Origin of the sequence: Staphylococcus capitis subsp. capitis, assembly GCF_040739495.1 — a bacterium.
GTDB lineage: Bacteria > Bacillota > Bacilli > Staphylococcales > Staphylococcaceae > Staphylococcus > Staphylococcus capitis.
The window spans coordinates 1,170,225-1,189,610 of the sequence record NZ_CP145263.1 but is presented as its reverse complement, the minus strand read 5'-3'; the positions used below and the strand labels follow the sequence as shown (position 1 = coordinate 1,189,610).

Here is a 19,386-nt window from a genome sequence, read left to right as displayed (position 1 = left end):
TTTATAAAATAGAATTTCTTAAAATGACGTCTACATTTTTGGGTACACGCACGATCACTTTTGCACCTTCGTCAATTGTGATAAATCCTAAGCCTGATATCATTACATCACGTTTAGCTTTACCAGTTTCTAATCTAACAGCTTTTACGTCATTTAAATCAAATTGACTTGCGTCATGTGGTGGTGTTAAAAGTGAACCCAATTGATTTTTCCATAATTCATTAGCTTTTTCAGTTTTTGTTCTATGGATATTTAAATCATTGGAGAAGAAACATACTAATGATCTTTTACCTCCAGATACATAATCAATTCTAGCTAAACCACCAAAAAATAATGTTTGTTCTTCATTTAGTTGATATACGCGTTGTTTTATTTCCTTTTTAGGCATAATAGTTTTTAATTCTATATCAGAGACATAGTTTGTCATTTGATGCTCTTGTATAATACCAGGTGTATCATACATAAACGTAGTTTCATCAAGCGGAATATCAATCATGTCCAAAGTAGTACCTGGAAATCTTGAAGTAGTTACTACATCTTTTTCACCAACACTAATTTCAATTAATTTATTAATTAAAGTAGATTTCCCTACATTAGTCGTACCTACGACATAAACGTCCTCATTATTTCTTACTTGATTAATTGACTGCATCAACTCTTCAATGCCCCAACCTTTATCGGCTGAAATAAGTACAACATCATCGGCTTCTAAGCCGTATTTTCTAGCAGTTTTCTTTAACCACTCTTTTACACGACGCTGATTGATTTGTTTAGGTAGTAGATCAAGTTTGTTTGCAGCTAAAATGATTTTTTTATTACCTACAATACGCTTAATTGCATTAATAAATGAACCTTCAAAGTCAAAAACATCCACAACATTAACTACAATACCAGATTTATTAGAAAGACCAGTTAATAAATTTAAGAAATCCTCACTGTCCATCCCAACATCTTGAACTTCATTATAATTTTTTAATCTAAAACATCTTTGACATATAACATCTTCACGGAACATATTATGTTCAGGTACATAGCCTGGAGCATTTTTATCTTCTGATTGTAGTGGAGCGCCACAACCAATACATTTTAGTAATTCACTCAAACACTATTCCTCCCATTTGATATAACCTTTTTTTCTAAAATGATTTAATAAGCGTCTTTCAATTAGACGATTAAATTTAGTCACAAAGCCATCAGTTCTTTTAACTGGAACGACCATAATAGTATATAGTCCATTGCGATTACCACCGAAAACATCTGTAAGCATTTGATCTCCAATAACAACAGTTTCTTTAGCTTGTATATTCATTTGTTTAATAGCTTTTATAAAAGCTTTACCCATTGGTTTACGTGCTTTGAATATAAAATCTACTTCTAAATCTTTAGAAAAACTAGATACACGTTCTTCATTATTGTTCGACACAATTGTAATTGTAATACCAAGCTCACGTGCTTTAGAGAACCACTCTTTAATTCTCTCGGTAGGCTCTTTAACGTCCCAACCAACAAGGGTGTTATCCAGGTCTGTAATGATTCCTTTAACTCCCATACTCGCTAATTTTTCTATATCTATATCGAATACAGATTGTACGTATGCATTTGGCATAAATAAATTTTTAATAATACCCATTTTATAAATTCACCTTTACTTTTATAATGATTTAACTAACAATTCAACTGTCTCACTAGAAGAAATCGCAGCTTGACCTAAAAATTCTTCAAATGAAATATCTGCTTCTCCATTAGCTAAATCTGAAACTGCTCTCGTCACAATAAATGGAACGTTAAATTGGAAACATGTTTGTGCAATAGCTGTCGCTTCCATTTCTACTGCCATTGCATCTGGAAATTGTGATTTAATTTTATTTCGTTGTTGAGCACTACCAATAAAACTATCGCCACTAGTAATCATGCCCACTTTACCATTTAGCTGTTGCTGTTTTAATATATCAATTGTTTTTTCTAATAATTTTTCACTAGACTCATAACGCTCTGGCATTTGCGGGATTTGACCATAAGCATAACCAAATGCTGTTGCATCTACATCATGATAAATGACTTCATTACTAACTAATACGTCACCCACTTTTAAACTCTCATCAAGAGCGCCAGCAGAACCTGTATTAATTACTATATCAGGATTGAATTTTTCAATTAATAAAGTCGTAGATATAGTAGCATTCACTTTACCTATTCCACTTTGAGTTAAAACAATGTCTTTATTATTAAGTGTACCAGTATAGAATTTTACGTGTGCCACACTAATTTCACTTAAGTCGACAATTTTATCTTTGAGTATACCTACTTCTTTTTCCATAGCTCCAATTATGCCTATCATTTCTATTTACACCTCATTTAAAAAGTCCTAGCACTACGTATTTTATCACATTTTAAAATTCATCACGATAGGATAAGTTAATTATCAATAGGGAGTTAAATAATTAAATTTTTAAGACTTTTTAATAAAAAATACTTCACATCTTAACGACGTGAAGTAATAAAAAATAATTAACCTTTCCATAAGCTTGCTAAATCTTGTAGAGAGAAAATACCAGTGATAATCGTAACTATAACTGCTATGATTCCGAAAACAAGCATCCAAGTAGGATGTTTATAATCTCCAACAATAGATTTTTTACGACTAGCAATTAAGATAGCCCCTAGTGTGATTGGTAAAATCCAACCATTGATTGCTCCCGCAATTATAAGTAAACTTACAGGTTTACCAATGAATAAGAAAATTAATGTTGAGATAACTATAAACATAATGACTATTAAATTATTTTTATTAAATAAAGACTTATGTAATGTCTTCAAGAAGGTTGCACTTGTATATGCTGAACCGATAACAGATGACATCGCTGCTGCAAAAATAACTACACCAAATATATTTTTTCCTATTGGACCAATAGCGTGTTCAAACACTGAAGCAGGTGGATTTTCTGCACTTAACGTAACTCCAGTAACAACCACACCTAAAACTGCTAAGAAAAGTAAAGTTCTCATAACTCCTGTTGTTAAAATACCTGCAATCGCAGATCTGTTAACGAAAGGTAAAAACTCTTTACCTTTCATGCCAGAGTCTAATAATCGGTGTGCTCCAGCAAAAGTTATATAACCACCTACAGTGCCTCCAACTAAAGTAATTATAGGTAAAATAAGTTTAATTGGATGTTCAGGTGCAACCATGTGTACTAATGCATCACCGTATGGAGGATTAGAAACTACCATCACATATGCAACGACCAAAATCATTACTACCCCTAGAATCATAGATACTACATCCATTATTTTTTGGCCACTTTTACTTACAAAGATTAAGATAGAGAATATTGCAGTTATAGCTGCACCCCATTTAACATCTAAACCAAACATTGCATTGAGTCCAAGACCTGCACCTGCAATATTACCTATATTAAATGCAAGTCCCCCAAATGCTATTAATATTGATATCACTGTGCCTAATCCAGGTACAACTTTATTTGAAACTTCTTGACCACGTAATCCAGTAACTACTAAAACACGCCAAATATTAATTTGAGCACCAATATCAATTAATATTGATATTAAAATAGCGAATGCAAAACTAGCATAAAATTGTGCTGTGAAAACAGCCGTTTGAGTAAGAAATGCCGGACCAATGGCAGAAGTAGCCATCAAAAATACTGAACCATATAATAAACGTCTATGACCTTTTGTAAATTTAAATTCTTTCCCACTTTGTTTTGTTTCTTGATTGTTGCTTTGTTTAAAATTTTCTCCCATCTCTGGTACCCCCTATAAGGATTGAATATCAATGCCTTCTTTCGTTAATTTTTTTCTAATTTGAGTTACAAAATCAAGTGCATGAGCACCATCACCATGGACACATATTGTATCGGCTTGTAAATCAATTTCTTTACCATTTTTACTAACAACTTTATTCTCAGTAACCATTTTTAACACTTGCTGTAATGCTTCATCCGTATTTGTAATTGTCGCATCTGATTCTTGACGACTTACAAGCTGACCATCATCTTCATAACGACGATCTGCAAAAACTTCTGAAGCAGTACGTAAACCAAGCGCTTCAGCTTCTGAAATTAACAATGTATTAGATAGTCCAACTAGCACTAAGGACTTATCGAAATCATAAACCGCTTGTGCAATAGCTTGAGCAATTTCTTTATTTTTAGCGCCCATGTTATATAAAGCACCATGAGGTTTAACATGATTTATACGAGTTCCATGAATTTTACAAAAACCATTCAAAGCACCTAATTGGTAGACAACTAAATTGTAGATTTCTTTAGGTTTAATATCCATTTTGCGTCTGCCGAAACCTTGTAAATCAGGTAAACCTGGATGTGCTCCTATGCCTACATTATTTTCTTTAGCAAGTTGTATTGTCTCATTCATTACATTTTCATCACCGGCGTGAAAACCACAAGCAATGTTTGCCGAAGTAATTAATGGAATAATATCTTTGTCGCCACCAAATGAATAATTTCCAAATGCTTCACCTAAATCACAATTCAAATCGATTTGCATTATAAATCCACCCCTTTAATGATTTGATGCTTCTCTAAGAATTTAATATCAACTTCACTTGCATCACCATCTGCATATAACGGATAACTTAATACTGCGTATAAGAAATCTGCTGTTGTAGTGAAACCTTCAATAACCATTTCATCTAATGCAACTTTCAATTTATTGATAGCTGTTTGTCTATTTGAGTCTTTTACAATCACTTTTGCTACAAGTGAGTCATAATATGGTGATACTTGATAACCGGAATATAATAAAGAATCTACTCGAATATTAAATCCTTGTGGTAAATGTAATTTCTTCACTTTACCAGGAGTGGGCTGGAATTTCTTTTCTGGATTTTCAGCATTAATACGTGCTTCAATTACATGTCCGTTAAATACTATATCTTCTTGTTGGAACGGTAATTCACCATATTGCAATAAGTACAATTGTGCTTGTAAAAGATCTCTATCTGCTCGCATTTCAGTAACTGTATGTTCGACTTGGATACGTGCATTCATCTCAATAAAGTAGTGAGCATCCTCTGTTACTAAAAATTCAATTGTACCAGCACTTCTATAATTAGATGCCTTTGCTACTTTAACAGCATCATTACAAATCCGTTCTCGTCTTTCATCTGTTAATGCAGCACAAGGTGATTCTTCAATAAGTTTTTGATTTTTTCGTTGCACTGAACAATCACGTTCACCTAAATGAACATAGTTATTTTTACCATCGCCGATGACTTGAACCTCTACATGCTTTGCAACGGGAATAAAAGCTTCAACGTATACACGATCATCATTAAAATATTTTTGACCTTCACTTTTAGCTTCTTTTAATGATTTTTCTAATTGTTCCGGTTCTTTAACGATACGGATACCCTTACCTCCACCACCACTTGCAGCTTTAAGAACAAGGGGGTATCCTATTTCTTCCGCGAGTTTTTTAATTTCATCAACAGATTCAACCTCGCCGTCAGATCCAGGGATTACTGGAACATTTGCAGCATGAACGGTCTGACGAGCTGTAATTTTATCCCCCATCATTTCCATTGTCTTTTTATTAGGGCCAATAAAGTGGATATCATTTTCTTCAACAGCTTCAGCAAAAGTGGTTGATTCAGATAAGAAACCGTAACCAGGGTGTATCGCATTTGCTCCGGTAATTTCTGCTGCTGAGATAATACGTTCTATATTTAAATAGCTATCTAAAGGATTAGCTTCTCCAATACAAATCGCTTGATCAGCTAAACTTACATGCAGACTATCTTCGTCGCCTTTGGCATAGATGGCTACTGTTTCGATTTTCATCTCTCTACATGCGCGAATAATCCTTACGGCTATTTCCCCTCTGTTTGCAATCAAACAACGATACATAAGTCTATTCCCCCCTTACTTCACTTTGACTAATACTTGATCATATTCAACATTAGTACCATGTTCTACAACAATTTCAGTAACCTCACCACTCACGTCACTAGTGATTTCGTTCATTACCTTCATTGCTTCTATGTAACCAATGATATCTCCTTCTTTAACTTGATCACCAACTTTAATTTGGGGATCCGTTAATTCTTTACTATCTTGTAAGAAAAACGTACCAACCATAGAAGATTTAATTTCTTTGTCATCACTAGAATCTTGCGTTTGGTTGTTAGTATCTTGAGTTTCATTATTAGTTTGTGTCATTTCATTTGATTGTACATTTGCAGTTTGAGATAAACCTTGTGATGAATTACCCTCTGTGAAATCAAGTTCAATTTCATTCTCAAAGTCTTTATATTTAAACTTTTTTACATCATTTGATTTTACTAAATTTATAATTTCTTCTATTCTTTCAAGATTCATTATTATTTGTCCTCCTTAATTAGTGATGCTAATTTCTTAGAAGTGTTTCTTACATTGCTTAAATTAAATAATGGTTGTTCTGACACGTTTATTAATTTTTGTTCAAAATCATTTTCAAATTCTATTAATTGTTTAAACGCTTCTTCTGTAGATATCCATTCAAATCGAATAGTTTCTCCCGGTTTAAGTTGCGCTAATTTTTTTAAATCTAATTGAGTAACTGTAGCAATTTTAGTATAACCACCTACAGTTTGTTTATCATTTAAAAGAATAATTGGGTTTCCGTCATTAGGAACTTGGATGCTTCCTAAAGCTACAGGTTCAGAAATAATGTCAGCCGTTTTCAAAGGTGAAACGGATGGACCAACTAATCTGTAACCCATACGATCCGACTGATCTGAAACCTTAAATTCAGAATTGATAAATGTATCTACTGCTTCCTCTGAAAATAAACTAAATTGAGGACCTTTAATAACATGAATAGTATTATCCTCTACTAATGGTATATAGTAGGTTGCTTTACCTAAATTCTCATTATAAGATGCATTACTTTGAGTAGGTATAATGTCATGCTTTTTAAGCGCTCGTCCTTCAAAACCACCAAGTCCACTTCTAGTATGAGTAGAATAACTCTCTGCAATCCTTTCTATTTTTAACGGATGACCAAACACAAGATATCCTCTCGCACCTTCAGTAACCTGACCGATTTCTAATACATCGTTAGTCTGTACTTTATATACTACTTGTGAATCAATGGAATTACCGTTTAATTTTGCATTGGATGTTCCACCGATAAATGCAAAAGTATTTTCTTTAAGAAACTGTACTTTAGGGCCAATAACAGTGTATTCAATCGCAGGTCCATCATTACCAATTAATTTTTGAGCCATTTTAAAACTATAAAAGTCTAAAGCACCAGCTCCGGAAAATCCTAAATCTTGATAACCTATACGTCCTTCGTCTTGGATTGTTGAAAATAAGCCAGGTTGTAAAATTTTAATACTCATCTTTATTTGTCACCCACTTATCTATATCAAATTTTCCATTTTCAATTTCCTCAGATATATTGTTATATTCATGTTGATCAATCTCATAAAACTGAATATAATCTCCAGCTTCATACATTGTCATCGGAGTTCGATTGAGATCAAAAACCTTAAGAGGTGTACGACCAATAATTTGCCACCCTCCTGGAGAGTCCATTGGATATAATCCCGTTTGATTATTGGCTATTCCAACAGAACCAGCCTCAATCTTAAGTCTTGGCTCAGAACGTCTTGGTGTATGTAAACGTTCGTCAACCCCCCCTAAATAAGGAAATCCTGGCATAAAGCCTAACATATAAATAAGGTATGGCTGACGAGTGTGAATCTGTTTGACTTCTTCTTTAGTTAAATGATTATGTTCTGCAACTTCAGCCAAGTCAGGTCCATATTCCTCACCATATAAAACAGGAATTTGAATAATACGCTTATTTCGAGTTCTAGCATCTGACTCGTTTTGTAAGCGGTTAAGTTCTAAATTTTCTAACAATTCATTTCCTTCTATCCTCTTATTATCGAAGTATATTAGAATTGCTCTATAAGATGGAATGATTTCTGTTATCTCTGAATGATTCTGTTTCTTTATGTATTGTACTGTTGATTGAACGAGTTGGTAAGTGCTTTCACTAATTTCATTATCAAAATAAATCATCACAGTTTGTTCATTTATAATTTGAGTTTCCAACTTTAAAATCCCTCCCCTTTAAATTTTTAAGGATTTATTTGCTGTAACTATTTAATTGTATCATTGCAATAAAATGTTTGTTTAATAATTAATTCAAATTGTTAGTGATAATTACTAATAATTTGATATTTAGAAATTAAGGTCTTTCAAAAAATATAGCATTTCTATTTCAAAAAATCGCTAATATTTATTTAATCATACATATTATTTTTTGTCATGATAAAAATGATGAATAACAAAAGGATTTTATCCTACTCATCTATTAAGAACTAAATTTAATGGTGTAATGTTTCTTTAAAGCTAAAATTTCTATAATAATAACATAAAAAAGTCCAAGTCATAAAATATGACTCGGACTTAATACTAGAATTCATTAGTACTAGCAATTTTAAAATAAAATATTTAATTATTTGATATCAACGATTTTAACGTTCATTTCTCCGCCGTTAGGAAGAGGAACACGAACTTCGTCATTTAATCCTTTACCTATTAAAGCATTTGCCATAGGAGATTCATTTGAAATTTTTCCTTTGAATGCGTCAGCTTCAGCAGAACCTACTATTTGATAACTTTCTTCTTCATCACCTGGTAATTCAACAAAAGTGACTGTTTTACCAATTTGAACAACGTTATTATCACCATTATCTTCAATGATAAGCGCATTTCTAATCATATGTTCAATACGTTGAATATCTTGTTCGATAAATCCTTGTTCATCTTTTGCTGCATCGTACTCAGAGTTCTCTGATAAGTCACCAAAAGAACGAGCTACTTTAATTTTTTCAACAACTTCTGGTCTTTTAACCGTTTTTAATTCTTCTAATTCTTGCTCAAGTTGTTCATAACCTTCTTGAGTCATTGGGTATTGTTTTTGGTTTTCCATAATGTCATCTTCCTTTACTATAAGTTACTATTTTTTGCTAACGAGTGATTGAATCTTCGTAGTCATAATATCAATTGCGACCTTATTACTGCCACCTTCAGGTATGATAATATCTGCATGTTTTTTTGTTGGTTCAATAAATTGTTCATGCATTGGTCTGACTACATTTAAATATTGATTAATTACAGACTCCATAGAACGTCCACGTTCTTGAGTATCACGTGTAAGTCTACGTAAAATTCTTAAATCTGCATCTGTATCCACATAAATTTTTACATCCATCATATCTCGTAAAGTTTTATTTTCTAAAGCAAAGATACCTTCTACGATAATAACATCTTTTGGTTCAAATGCAATCGTTTCATCACTACGAGTATGTTTCGAATAATCATAAGTAGGAACTTCGATGGCCATACCATTTCTTAAATCTTTAAGATTTTGTATAAGTAAATCATTATCGAATGCGAATGGATGATCATAATTTGTCTCAAGTCTTTCTTCAAAAGTTAAATGAGACTGGTCTTTATAATAGTAATCTTGAGCTAAAAGTGCAACACTGTGGCCTTCAAGATTCTTCATAATTTCATTAGTAACAGTGGTTTTACCTGAACCAGAGCCACCAGCAATACCAATAATTGTCGTTTGATTCATTAGCCGATTTCCTTTCTCATCATGTTATTAGCATAAATAGGTTTGTCGACTTTAATTTGAACAATTTGCAATGGATGACGTGCGGCATCTAAACTATTACCTTCCTCATCATAAATAGCATCAACAATTTGCCTGAAACTATCAATTTCAGGACCAAAGAATTCAATTTCTTGTCCTGGTTTGAAATGGTTTCGCTGTTGTATGGTAGCAAGTTGCGTTTGTTCATCATAGTCGAGTACTAGTCCGCAAAAATCGTAAGCTGATTTCTTAGATTGTTCTTCTCCAAACATTTGCTCTTCATATCCAGGTGTCCCTTGGAAGAAAGCTGGCGCTGTATCCCGATTTGCGCATTTATCCAGTTCTTTGAGCCACTCAGGTTTAATCTTAAAATTCTCAGGATCCATAGCATAAGCGTCTATGACTTTGCGATAAACTGATACAACAGTTGCAATATAATGAATAGATTTCATCCTACCCTCAATTTTTAAAGAGTCGATTCCTAATTCCATCATTTGTGGTATAGATTCAATTAATTTTAAATCTTTTGGACTCATTGCAAACGGTGTAACATCTCCATTTTCATAAAATAAATCAAGTTCTCCATCATTATCTACTTGAAGTAAATCATAGTCCCAACGGCAACTTTGACAACAGCCTCCACGGTTTGAATCACGAGCTGTCATATGATTACTTAATGTACAACGTCCTGAATATGCTATACACATTGCACCATGAATAAAAGCTTCAATTTCAATATCAACTTTTTCCTTCATTTCTTTCATTTCCATAGCGCCTGTCTCACGTGCTAACACAACACGGTCTAAACCTTCTTCTTTCCAAAATTCAACAGCTTTATAATTTGAAAGGGATTGTTGAGTAGATAAATGAATTTCAAGTCTTGGTGCGACCTCTTTGCATGTTTCTATGATTAATGGATCAGCTACAATAATTCCAGTTGCGCCTGTTTTATCTAACTGACGTAGATATTCCTCTAATCCATCCATATTTTCATCATGTGCAATAATATTTGTTGTAACGTAGATTTTAGCACCATAACGATTTGCAAATTCTACGCCTTCAGCAATTTCATCCATAGTAAAATTATCTGCATTTGAACGTAAACCATACTCTTGACCACCTAAAAATACTGCATCAGCACCATAATGTACAGCTATTTTAAGTTTCTCTAAATTTCCTGCTGGAGCAAGTAATTCTGGCTTTTTCATTTTTGGTTTCGAACTTGATTGAACTTCTTCTAGAGTTTTCATTATTAATGATAAGCCTCCCTTAGTAAACCGTTTGTTTATATAAGAAACCTTCATCGAATGGACGATGTTCAGGTTGAATTTCCTCTATAGGATCGACTAACATGAATTTTTCATCATCATATGCTTCAGGGTCTTCATTATATAAGTCAATTGCTTCTCTATATTGCTCTGTTACTACATTGATATAGTCTTCTGATTGTAGAACGCCATCGATTTTGAATGCGTCAATTCCCGCTTCAAAAAATGGTTCTAATTCCTCGATTAAACAAATATCATTCGGAGACATAATATGCGTTCCATTATAATCTTCAAAAACTGGATATTTGTTATCGCGTTCTTCATCATATAAAAGTAAATCTTGTTGTGCATTATTGCGCTCAATCTTCATTTGTCTGTCTTGGAATGTATAGTAATTACCTAACAACATTCGTTTCGATTGAAACATGCATGTCATTCCATGTACTTGGACTTCGATTTCAACATTAGCATTCTTTTTAATATTAATCATCTCTTCTAAGCTAAGCTCTTTAGCTAAAACAGCTCTTGATGCACCCTTTTTCCCCCAATAATTACATTGGAAATAATTTGTTACTAATGCTCCAGCATCCCAATGTAAAGGGATAGGATTTGATTGTTTTTTAACAAACATTACTACTGCTGGATCACCGAAAATAATTCGATCCACTTGAATTTGATGTAAAAAATGTATGTAATCTTCTAAAGCATCTAAATGATAATTATGAAACAAACCATTGACCGCAGCATAAACTTTTTTATTGTTTCTATGTGCTATTTCAACAGCTTCTTTCATCATTTCACGATTAAATTCTCCTGGAAGTCTTAAACCAAATTTTTGTTCACCAATAACAAATGCATCTGCACCTTTTTCTATTAGTGTTTCCATATGAGTTATTGACTTAGGAGTAACTAATAATTCAACCATAGTCATTCTCCTTTAATTGATATTGCTAAACCATCATCTATATTTAAAAAGTTAGTTGTATACCCTGATTGCTCCATTAACCACTGGTTATATTGTTGTACCTTTTTAACCATTTGACGAACATTTCTAGATCTCACAATGTTTATATTCGATACAAAACCGTGGTATAAGACATTGTCAGTTACTACAATCCCACCTTTTCTTAAAAGAGGCGTATATAACTCAAAGAACTTTTTGGATTGGGCTTTGGCTGCATCGATAAATATCATATCATATTCTCTATCATTGACTTGTTGGTATGTTTCTAGCGCATTACCTTCAATCAATCTTATTTGTTCATTGTAACCATATTGATGAAAATAATTTCGCGCCAAAGCAATCATATCTTCATTACGTTCAATGGTAGTTACATGTATATCATTTGCTACTGAAGAAAATTGCATTGAACTATAGCCAATAGCAGTACCAATTTCTAGAATGTTTTTGGTATGATTCATTCTTATTAATTGTTTAATCATATCTAAAGCTAATTTATCTACAATAGGAACTTGATTGTCTTCTGCATAAGGTCTTAAATTCTCTATGTTAGTATCTAACTTTTGATGTAATTGAGTTAAATAGTTTTGGTTCAAATCCATTTTGAAATAACTTCCTTTATTATAAAAACTAAAAAGATTTGTAGACATAAAATAAATCAGTCCAAAATTGATTATCATTTTAATCAATATAAATGACTGATTTCTATAATGGTGCTTCTATTTCTTTCATATTAGAAGTGAATGATCGCTTCATAGAAATTAACTTTACATATTTTACCATAAATTATTAATAAATATAAGTACGAAATATGTGATTCAATTTATTTTAGTATGTTATTAAAGTAATTATAGTTTGAGTTTTTAAGTTTGATATTACTAACTCAATTAAGTAACAATAAATTAACTCATTTTCAATCAAAAAAGCTCTAAGATGTATACTAAAAACTTACATCTTAGAGCTATGAGTTTTAAACAATTAAAGCTTACATATTAATACTAAGATACTATTCATTAATCTCAGTATTTACAACCTCTTCAATCATATCCCATTCTTCATCTGTTTCGATAGGTACTAATTTACCACCATCTCCAGATTCATCAGGTTCATTAATCATAGGTACGAGTTCAATCATATCATCTTCATCAGATTGAGCACCTTCTTCGGCTAATACAACATATTCCTTTTTGAATTCAGGATGGTAAAATTCTAACATTTTACGATATAAAACTTCATTGCCGTCTTCATCGAATAAAGTTAATAATTCTTCTTCGTTATTAATGCTTAAATCTGATTCATGATTTTGTTCGTGGTTATGTTCTGTCATTTTTATATCTCCTTTATTGGATAGAGTCTAAATAGCCTTGTAATATAAACACAGCTGCCATTTTATCTATAACTTTCTTTCTCTTTTGCCTAGAAACATCTGCTTCTAGTAATGAACGTTCAGCAGCCATCGTACTTAATCGTTCATCCCACATTATAATTTCTATGGAAGGCAAGGCTTCTTGAAGTTTCTCTTTGTATTGTAACGAAGCCTCTCCTCGAAATCCAATAGAATTGTTCATATTTTTAGGTAACCCTATAACTACAGTACCGACTTGATTTTTTTTAATAATATCGACTAATTCTTCTATGCCTAATTCGTTTTGTTCTTCGTTGATACGGAGTGTGTCTAAACCTTGGGCAGTCCATCCCATTAGGTCACTTATAGCAATGCCAACAGTTTTGCTTCCTACGTCTAAACCTATAATTTTATGTTGTAACATTTTAATGGTCAGACTCTTTTAAATAATAAGAAACAAGTTCTTCCATAATCACATCTCTATCAATATGACGAATTTGATTTCTTGCTTCATTTTGGCGAGGAATATAGGCAGGATCACCAGAGAGTAAATAACCTATAATTTGATTTACTGCGTTATATCCTCTTTCTTCTAATGTACGGTGCACATTGTTAAGTACTGATTTGACATCTTCTTTTGGAATCTCTTCATAGTCAAATTTCATCGTTTTATCAAAGTTTTCCATATGTGACACTCCTTTTAATGCATATTATTATTCAAGTTAATTCTACAATATTATGAAATTAAGTTATAGATTTTTAATGTAATCTTTAAGGAAGTGTAATGCTTCTGTTATGTTTTCAGGTTGTGTGCCGCCACCTTGAGCCATATCTGGACGACCACCGCCTTTACCACCTACGATAGGTGCCATGTTTTTTATAATGTCTCCTGCTTTAACTTGATCTGTAAGTGATTTAGGAACAGTAGCTATTATGGAAACTTTACCATCAACATTACTTGCTAACACAATAATCGTGTCTTGTAACTTAGATTTAAAATCATCCATCGTTGAGCGTATCGCTTTAGCGTTTGGAACTTCTACTTCAGTTGCTAATACTTTCAAGTCATTGATAACTTCAACTTGGTCTTCAACATTTCCCATTTTAAGAGAGGTGATTTCTTTGTTACGTTGTTCTAATTGTTTAAGTAATGATTTTTCTTCTTCTTGTAACTGAGTTACTTTACCAACTACTTGTTCATCTGATTTGACTTTAACATGATTTTTAATGGTATTAAATTTAGACTGAATATCTTCGAGATAAAGAAAAGCAGATTTTCCTGTTAACGCTTCGATACGTCTAACTCCTGCACCAGTACCAGATTCACTTACAATTTTAAATAAACCAATTTCTGCAGTATTACTTACATGAATACCACCACATAATTCGATAGAAAATGGAGCCATATTTACTACTCGAACAATATCACTATATTTTTCACCGAAGAGAGCCATTGCCCCCATAGATTTGGCTTCATCTATACCCATTTCTTGAATACGAACATCAATGCCTCTCCATATTTCTTCATTCACTCTTCGTTCAACTTGATCTAATTCTTCTTGCGTCATTGGGCCGAAGTGCGAGAAGTCAAAACGTAATCGATCTGCTTCTACTAATGAACCTGCTTGGTTTACGTGATAACCTAATACTTCTTTTAAAGCAGCATGTAATAAATGCGTAGCACTATGATTCTTTTGAATTGCACGACGGTCTTCTTTATTAACACTAGCATCCACTTCTGCTCCAACTGTAGCTTGTCCATATTGCACAATACCTTTGTGTAGATTCTGACCATTTGGTGCTTTCGTCACTTCAGATACTGCAATTTCAAATTTATCATTTCCAATTGTACCTTCGTCTGCTACTTGACCACCACTGACAGCATAAAATGGCGTAGCTTTTAGTGTGAAATAAACAGTCTCTCCAGCTTCCACTGACTCGACTTCTTCACCATTGTATATTAAATGCGTGATTATAGATTGGTAATCAGTTGTTTCATATCCAACAAATGTACTATCATCAGTAATATTTTTTAGCACTTCACTTTGTATTTGCATAGATTGAGAGCTTTGACGTGCTTGTCTAGCACGGTCTCTTTGCTGTTGCATTTCATTTTCAAAAGTAGTCATATCAACTGATAAACCTTCTTGAGTTGCTAATTCTTCGGTTAATTCTACAGGGAAACCATAAGTATCATATAGTTTAAATGCATCTTCCCCTTTAATTTCATGATTGTCTTTTTTAGCTTTTTCAATTAACTGATTTAGAATTGATAAGCCTTCCTCGAGTGTCTCATGGAATCGTTCTTCTTCTGACTTAATCACTCGTTTAATAAAATCGGCTTTTTCTTTAACATTTGGATAATATGGTTCCATAATTTCAGCAACAATATCCACAAGTTTATACATAAACGGTTCATTAATACCTAGTGATTGGCTAAATCTAACTGCACGACGTAATAAACGACGTAGGACATATCCGCGCCCTTCATTTGCAGGTAATGCACCATCAGCAATAGCAAACGCAATGGTTCTAATATGATCTGCAATAACTTTAAATGCTACGTCTTGTTCTTCAACTTCTAAATATTTCTTTCCTGAAACATTTTCAACTTCATTTATAATAGGCATAAATAAATCTGTTTCATAATTTGTTCTGACATTTTGTGAGATTGAAGCCATACGCTCTAATCCCATGCCAGTATCAATATTTTTATTAGGAAGTGGTGTATACGTATTGTCTTTATTATGATTAAATTCACTAAATACTAAATTCCATACTTCTAAATATCTTTCATTTTCTCCGCCAGGGTACATTTCTTCAGCAGGATCATTCTGACCATATTCGTCACCACGATCATAGAAAATTTCTGTATTAGGTCCCGATGGCCCTTCGCCAATATCCCAGAAGTTACCTTCGATTCGAATAATACGAGTTTCATCTAAACCAATATCTTCATTCCAAATTTTATAAGCACCCGTATCTTCCGGATGAATTGTTACATATAATTTTTCTGGTTCCATACCCATCCATTTCTCACTAGTTAGGAATTCCCAAGCGAATTCAATTGCTTCTTGTTTAAAATAATCTCCAATTGAGAAATTTCCAAGCATTTCAAAAAATGTATGATGTCTCGCTGTAAAGCCAACATTTTCAATATCATTAGTACGAATGGCTTTTTGTGAGTTTACAATTCTTGGCTTTCTTGGCGTCTCGCGACCATCAAAGTATTTTTTTAGTGTTGCTACACCTGAGTTAATCCATAGTAATGAATCATCATCAATAGGTACAAGTGGTGCAGAAGGTTCAATCATATGACCTTTTTCAACGAAGAAATCTAAATATTTTTGTCTAATTTCACTAGCTTTTAAATTTTTCATCTATAGAACACTCCCTTGGGAAATAAGTATTTAATAAAGAAATACGAATTTTAACTTAATGATAATCACACGAAAAATAAAAAACGTTCATCCACAAAGGGACGAACGTTATCGCGGTACCACCCTAGTTATAAGAAAAATAATAGTAGCTATAAAAGAAACTATTTATAACTTAATTAAATTTCTTACCACTTAAAATCACGTATTCTCTATGACATAAAGTAGCGTTCGGTAACATTGATTGCACTTTACACCAGCCAGTACATCTCTAAAATCAACATGTTACTTACTCATCTTTATGTGAACTTAAGTTTATTTTATTTATTTTAACGACGAATGTCAATGCTCGGCAAAATCGTAAGGCGTCATTTCTCCCATATTAATCATAGGATCAATTTTAAATATAGTGGTTTCACTAAGAACAATGTCATTTTGTGGTGCGTCAGTTGTTGCGCTCTCTTCTTCAGTTTGTGTAGTATCATGTTTTTCAGTGCTATTTACAGATGAATGACCTGAACTACCTATAACTTCTTGATCATCACCAAAATAAGATTTTAATAAGTGATTCAACTGAGTTAAACGTTCTTGGCCTTTTGTCTTCAGTCCTATATCAAATGCTTGGGGATCCCCAAGTAAAACAAGTGATTGCTTAGCACGGGTCAGACCCGTATAAAGGATAGGTCTTTGTAACATACGAAAGTATTGTTTAACTATAGGCATAATAACAATTGGAAATTCTGACCCTTGAGATTTATGAATAGATGTACAATAAGCATGAGTAAGTTCAAGTAAATCTTGTCGAGTAAAGGTAATTTCATTTCCTTCAAAATCTACTACTATTACATCTTTATTAAGAGCATTTTCTTTAGCCCAAAATATGCCTACAATTACACCAATATCACCATTAAATATATTGTCATTAGGTCTATTGACCAACTGAAGTACTTTATCTCCTTTACGAAATACAACATCTCCGAATTCAATTTCACGACTATCTTTTTCCTTTGGATTTAAAATAGATTGTAATACTTGATTGAGACGTTTTATTCCTGCATTACCTTTATACATAGGAGCAAGGACTTGAATATCACTCATATTATACCCTTTACTCACTGCACTTTTAACTACTTTATCTACTACATCAGGTATTTGGTCTGAAGTACAGTTAATGAAACTGCGATCGTGAAAACGTTGAGTTATATCTATGGGTTCGCCTACTTTCATACGATGTGCTAAATCAACAATACTTGAGCCATCTTGTTGGCGATACACTTCCGTAAGATTAACACGCGGAATTCTTTTAGAATCAATGAGGTCTTTAAACACTTGACCCGGTCCAACTGAAGGGAGTTGGTCTTCATCTCCTACAAATACAATTTGAGCATCTAATGGAACAGCACTTAAAAATTGATGAAATAACCATGTATCTACCATAGACATTTCATCTATAATGATAAGCCGTGCATTAATTTCATTATCTAAAATATCTTCAGGTTGTGTTTCTTGATTCCAACCTATTAAACGGTGAATTGTCATTGCTTCTAATCCAGTAGATTCCTGAAGTCTTTTAGATGCGCGTCCAGTTGGTGCAGCAAGTACAACTGGATAATCATCCTCGTTGTAATCATCATAATCCAATGATAATCCATGTATTTCCGCATAAAGCTCTACGATGCCTTTAATGACAGTAGTTTTACCAGTACCGGGACCACCTGTAAGAAGCATCACTTTTGAATTGATTGCCGTCTCTAATGCTTCTTTCTGTGAAGTTGCATAATTTACTTGATTTAGTGACTCAATTTCACCAATATGCATTTGTAAATCTGATTGTTCGATTTCTTTTAACTTTTTATTATTAGTTTGAATCCGATAAAGATTTTGAACACTCTTTAATTCCGAATAATACAAACTTGGAATTGAAACTTGTTCTTCGCTTTGAATCAATTTTTTCTCTTCAGAGAGTTGCTCAATCTTTTGCTCTAGCATTTTAGTAGAAATAACAACTTCAGAGCTATCGTTAAGCATAGTTTGCGTTGATTCAATCACATATGAATTAGGCAAATATGTATGTCCTTGTTTGATACATTCTTCTTCAAGTGTATAAAGCAATCCTGCTTTCAAACGCTCTTCAGAATCTGCTACAATACCAATGTTTCGCGCTAATTGATCAGCTTTATTAAAACCTATTCCTTTAATATCATAAACGAGTTGATAAGGATTTTCGTCTAGTATTTTCAATGTATCTCCCATATAAAACTGATAAATTGCCATTGAAAGTTTAGGACCAAATCCTAAATCATGTAACCGAATCATTATTTTTTCTGATTCTTGATTCGAACTTATTTGTTCTGCAATCTGCTTTTGCTTTTTCTTAGGTAAACTAGGGACTTTTTCTAACACTTCAGGATTATTTAATATATCATTGATTGCATTCTCGCCTAATGCATTAACAATATTTTGAGCAGTTTTCTTTCCTATTCCTTTAAATAAATCACTAGATAAATAACTAATAATTGCATCTTTGGTTTGTGGAAGTTCCTTTTCAAAAGTTTCAGCTTTTAATTGTTTACCATAACGTGGGTGTTCGACAATTTGCCCTTTAAACGTATAAACGTCTCCTTCAACTACATTTGGAAGAAACCCTACAACAGTTGGCATGCTATCAAAGGACTCATTCGTTTCAATCGTGTCTACTTTAAGAACTGTATAGAAATTATCATTATTTTGAAATAATATAGCATCTACAGTACCTTTGATCATTGATTTATCAAAAAGTGTAGGGTCAGACAT

19 protein-coding genes are annotated in these 19,386 nt (G+C 32.8%); all 19 read right to left on the bottom strand.

Going from position 1 to position 19,386, the window contains the following annotated elements; all coding sequences use genetic code 11:
* Window position 1: 1 nt before the first annotated feature.
* A complete protein-coding gene (yqeH, locus tag V6C74_RS06005) occupies window positions 2-1,102 on the bottom strand; it encodes a ribosome biogenesis GTPase YqeH (protein ID WP_002453372.1) in 1,101 nt (366 codons plus the stop codon).
* Window positions 1,103-1,105: 3 nt separating this feature from the next.
* On the bottom strand, window positions 1,106-1,630 hold the full coding sequence (locus tag V6C74_RS06000) for a YqeG family HAD IIIA-type phosphatase (RefSeq protein ID WP_002436733.1): 525 nt from the start codon (window positions 1,628-1,630) through the stop codon (window positions 1,106-1,108).
* A 21-nt stretch (window positions 1,631-1,651) separates the two neighbouring features.
* A complete protein-coding gene (gene mtnN, locus V6C74_RS05995; protein ID WP_016898204.1) occupies window positions 1,652-2,338 on the bottom strand; it encodes a 5'-methylthioadenosine/S-adenosylhomocysteine nucleosidase in 687 nt (228 codons plus the stop codon).
* 170 nt (window positions 2,339-2,508) lie between these two features.
* Window positions 2,509-3,765 (bottom strand): NRAMP family divalent metal transporter, encoded by a 1,257-nt coding sequence (locus tag V6C74_RS05990; RefSeq protein ID WP_002436557.1) that lies wholly within the window; start codon window positions 3,763-3,765, stop codon window positions 2,509-2,511.
* Between the two features lie 12 nt (window positions 3,766-3,777).
* Window positions 3,778-4,530, bottom strand: a complete 753-nt coding sequence (gene pxpA / locus V6C74_RS05985) for a 5-oxoprolinase subunit PxpA (protein WP_002453374.1) — start codon at window positions 4,528-4,530, stop codon at window positions 3,778-3,780.
* On the bottom strand, window positions 4,530-5,891 hold the full coding sequence (locus V6C74_RS05980) for an acetyl/propionyl/methylcrotonyl-CoA carboxylase subunit alpha (protein ID WP_002436565.1): 1,362 nt from the start codon (window positions 5,889-5,891) through the stop codon (window positions 4,530-4,532). Before V6C74_RS05980 ends, pxpA begins: the two co-directional genes overlap by 1 nt.
* A gap of 15 nt (window positions 5,892-5,906) precedes the next feature.
* Window positions 5,907-6,362, bottom strand: coding sequence for a biotin/lipoyl-containing protein (locus tag V6C74_RS05975; protein WP_002453375.1), 456 nt, complete (start codon window positions 6,360-6,362; stop codon window positions 5,907-5,909).
* Window positions 6,363-6,364: 2 nt separating this feature from the next.
* The gene (locus V6C74_RS05970; RefSeq protein ID WP_002453376.1) at window positions 6,365-7,369 is read right to left on the bottom strand and encodes a biotin-dependent carboxyltransferase family protein; all 1,005 of its coding nucleotides are present in this window, start codon (window positions 7,367-7,369) and stop codon (window positions 6,365-6,367) included.
* On the bottom strand, window positions 7,359-8,090 hold the full coding sequence (pxpB, locus tag V6C74_RS05965) for a 5-oxoprolinase subunit PxpB (protein WP_002453377.1): 732 nt from the start codon (window positions 8,088-8,090) through the stop codon (window positions 7,359-7,361). Before pxpB ends, V6C74_RS05970 begins: the two co-directional genes overlap by 11 nt.
* A gap of 406 nt (window positions 8,091-8,496) precedes the next feature.
* A complete protein-coding gene (greA, locus tag V6C74_RS05960) occupies window positions 8,497-8,973 on the bottom strand; it encodes a transcription elongation factor GreA (RefSeq protein WP_002435980.1) in 477 nt (158 codons plus the stop codon).
* 27 nt (window positions 8,974-9,000) lie between these two features.
* Entirely contained in the window at window positions 9,001-9,624 is a 624-nt protein-coding gene (udk, locus tag V6C74_RS05955; protein WP_016898206.1) for a uridine kinase, read from the bottom strand.
* Window positions 9,624-10,892 (bottom strand): U32 family peptidase, encoded by a 1,269-nt coding sequence (locus tag V6C74_RS05950; RefSeq protein ID WP_002453379.1) that lies wholly within the window; start codon window positions 10,890-10,892, stop codon window positions 9,624-9,626. Before V6C74_RS05950 ends, udk begins: the two co-directional genes overlap by 1 nt.
* 19 nt (window positions 10,893-10,911) lie before the next feature.
* Window positions 10,912-11,835: a peptidase U32 family protein gene (locus tag V6C74_RS05945; RefSeq protein ID WP_002470056.1), complete on the bottom strand. Its 924-nt coding sequence runs from the start codon at window positions 11,833-11,835 to the stop codon at window positions 10,912-10,914.
* Between the two features lie 2 nt (window positions 11,836-11,837).
* Window positions 11,838-12,473 carry an O-methyltransferase gene (locus tag V6C74_RS05940; protein WP_002453380.1) on the bottom strand — a complete coding sequence of 212 codons (636 nt, stop codon included), beginning with the start codon at window positions 12,471-12,473 and terminating at the stop codon, window positions 11,838-11,840.
* 404 nt (window positions 12,474-12,877) lie between these two features.
* A complete protein-coding gene (locus V6C74_RS05935) occupies window positions 12,878-13,198 on the bottom strand; it encodes a DUF1292 domain-containing protein (protein ID WP_002436074.1) in 321 nt (106 codons plus the stop codon).
* A 13-nt stretch (window positions 13,199-13,211) separates the two neighbouring features.
* Window positions 13,212-13,640, bottom strand: coding sequence for a Holliday junction resolvase RuvX (gene ruvX, locus V6C74_RS05930; protein ID WP_002435990.1), 429 nt, complete (start codon window positions 13,638-13,640; stop codon window positions 13,212-13,214).
* Between the two features lies 1 nt (window position 13,641).
* Window positions 13,642-13,902 (bottom strand): IreB family regulatory phosphoprotein, encoded by a 261-nt coding sequence (locus V6C74_RS05925; RefSeq protein ID WP_002453381.1) that lies wholly within the window; start codon window positions 13,900-13,902, stop codon window positions 13,642-13,644.
* Window positions 13,903-13,965: 63 nt separating this feature from the next.
* Complete coding sequence (gene alaS, locus V6C74_RS05920; protein WP_002453382.1) at window positions 13,966-16,596, bottom strand: alanine--tRNA ligase; 2,631 nt, start codon at window positions 16,594-16,596, stop codon at window positions 13,966-13,968.
* Window positions 16,597-16,935: 339 nt separating this feature from the next.
* Window positions 16,936-19,386 carry an ATP-dependent RecD-like DNA helicase gene (locus V6C74_RS05915; protein ID WP_016898207.1) on the bottom strand — a complete coding sequence of 817 codons (2,451 nt, stop codon included), beginning with the start codon at window positions 19,384-19,386 and terminating at the stop codon, window positions 16,936-16,938.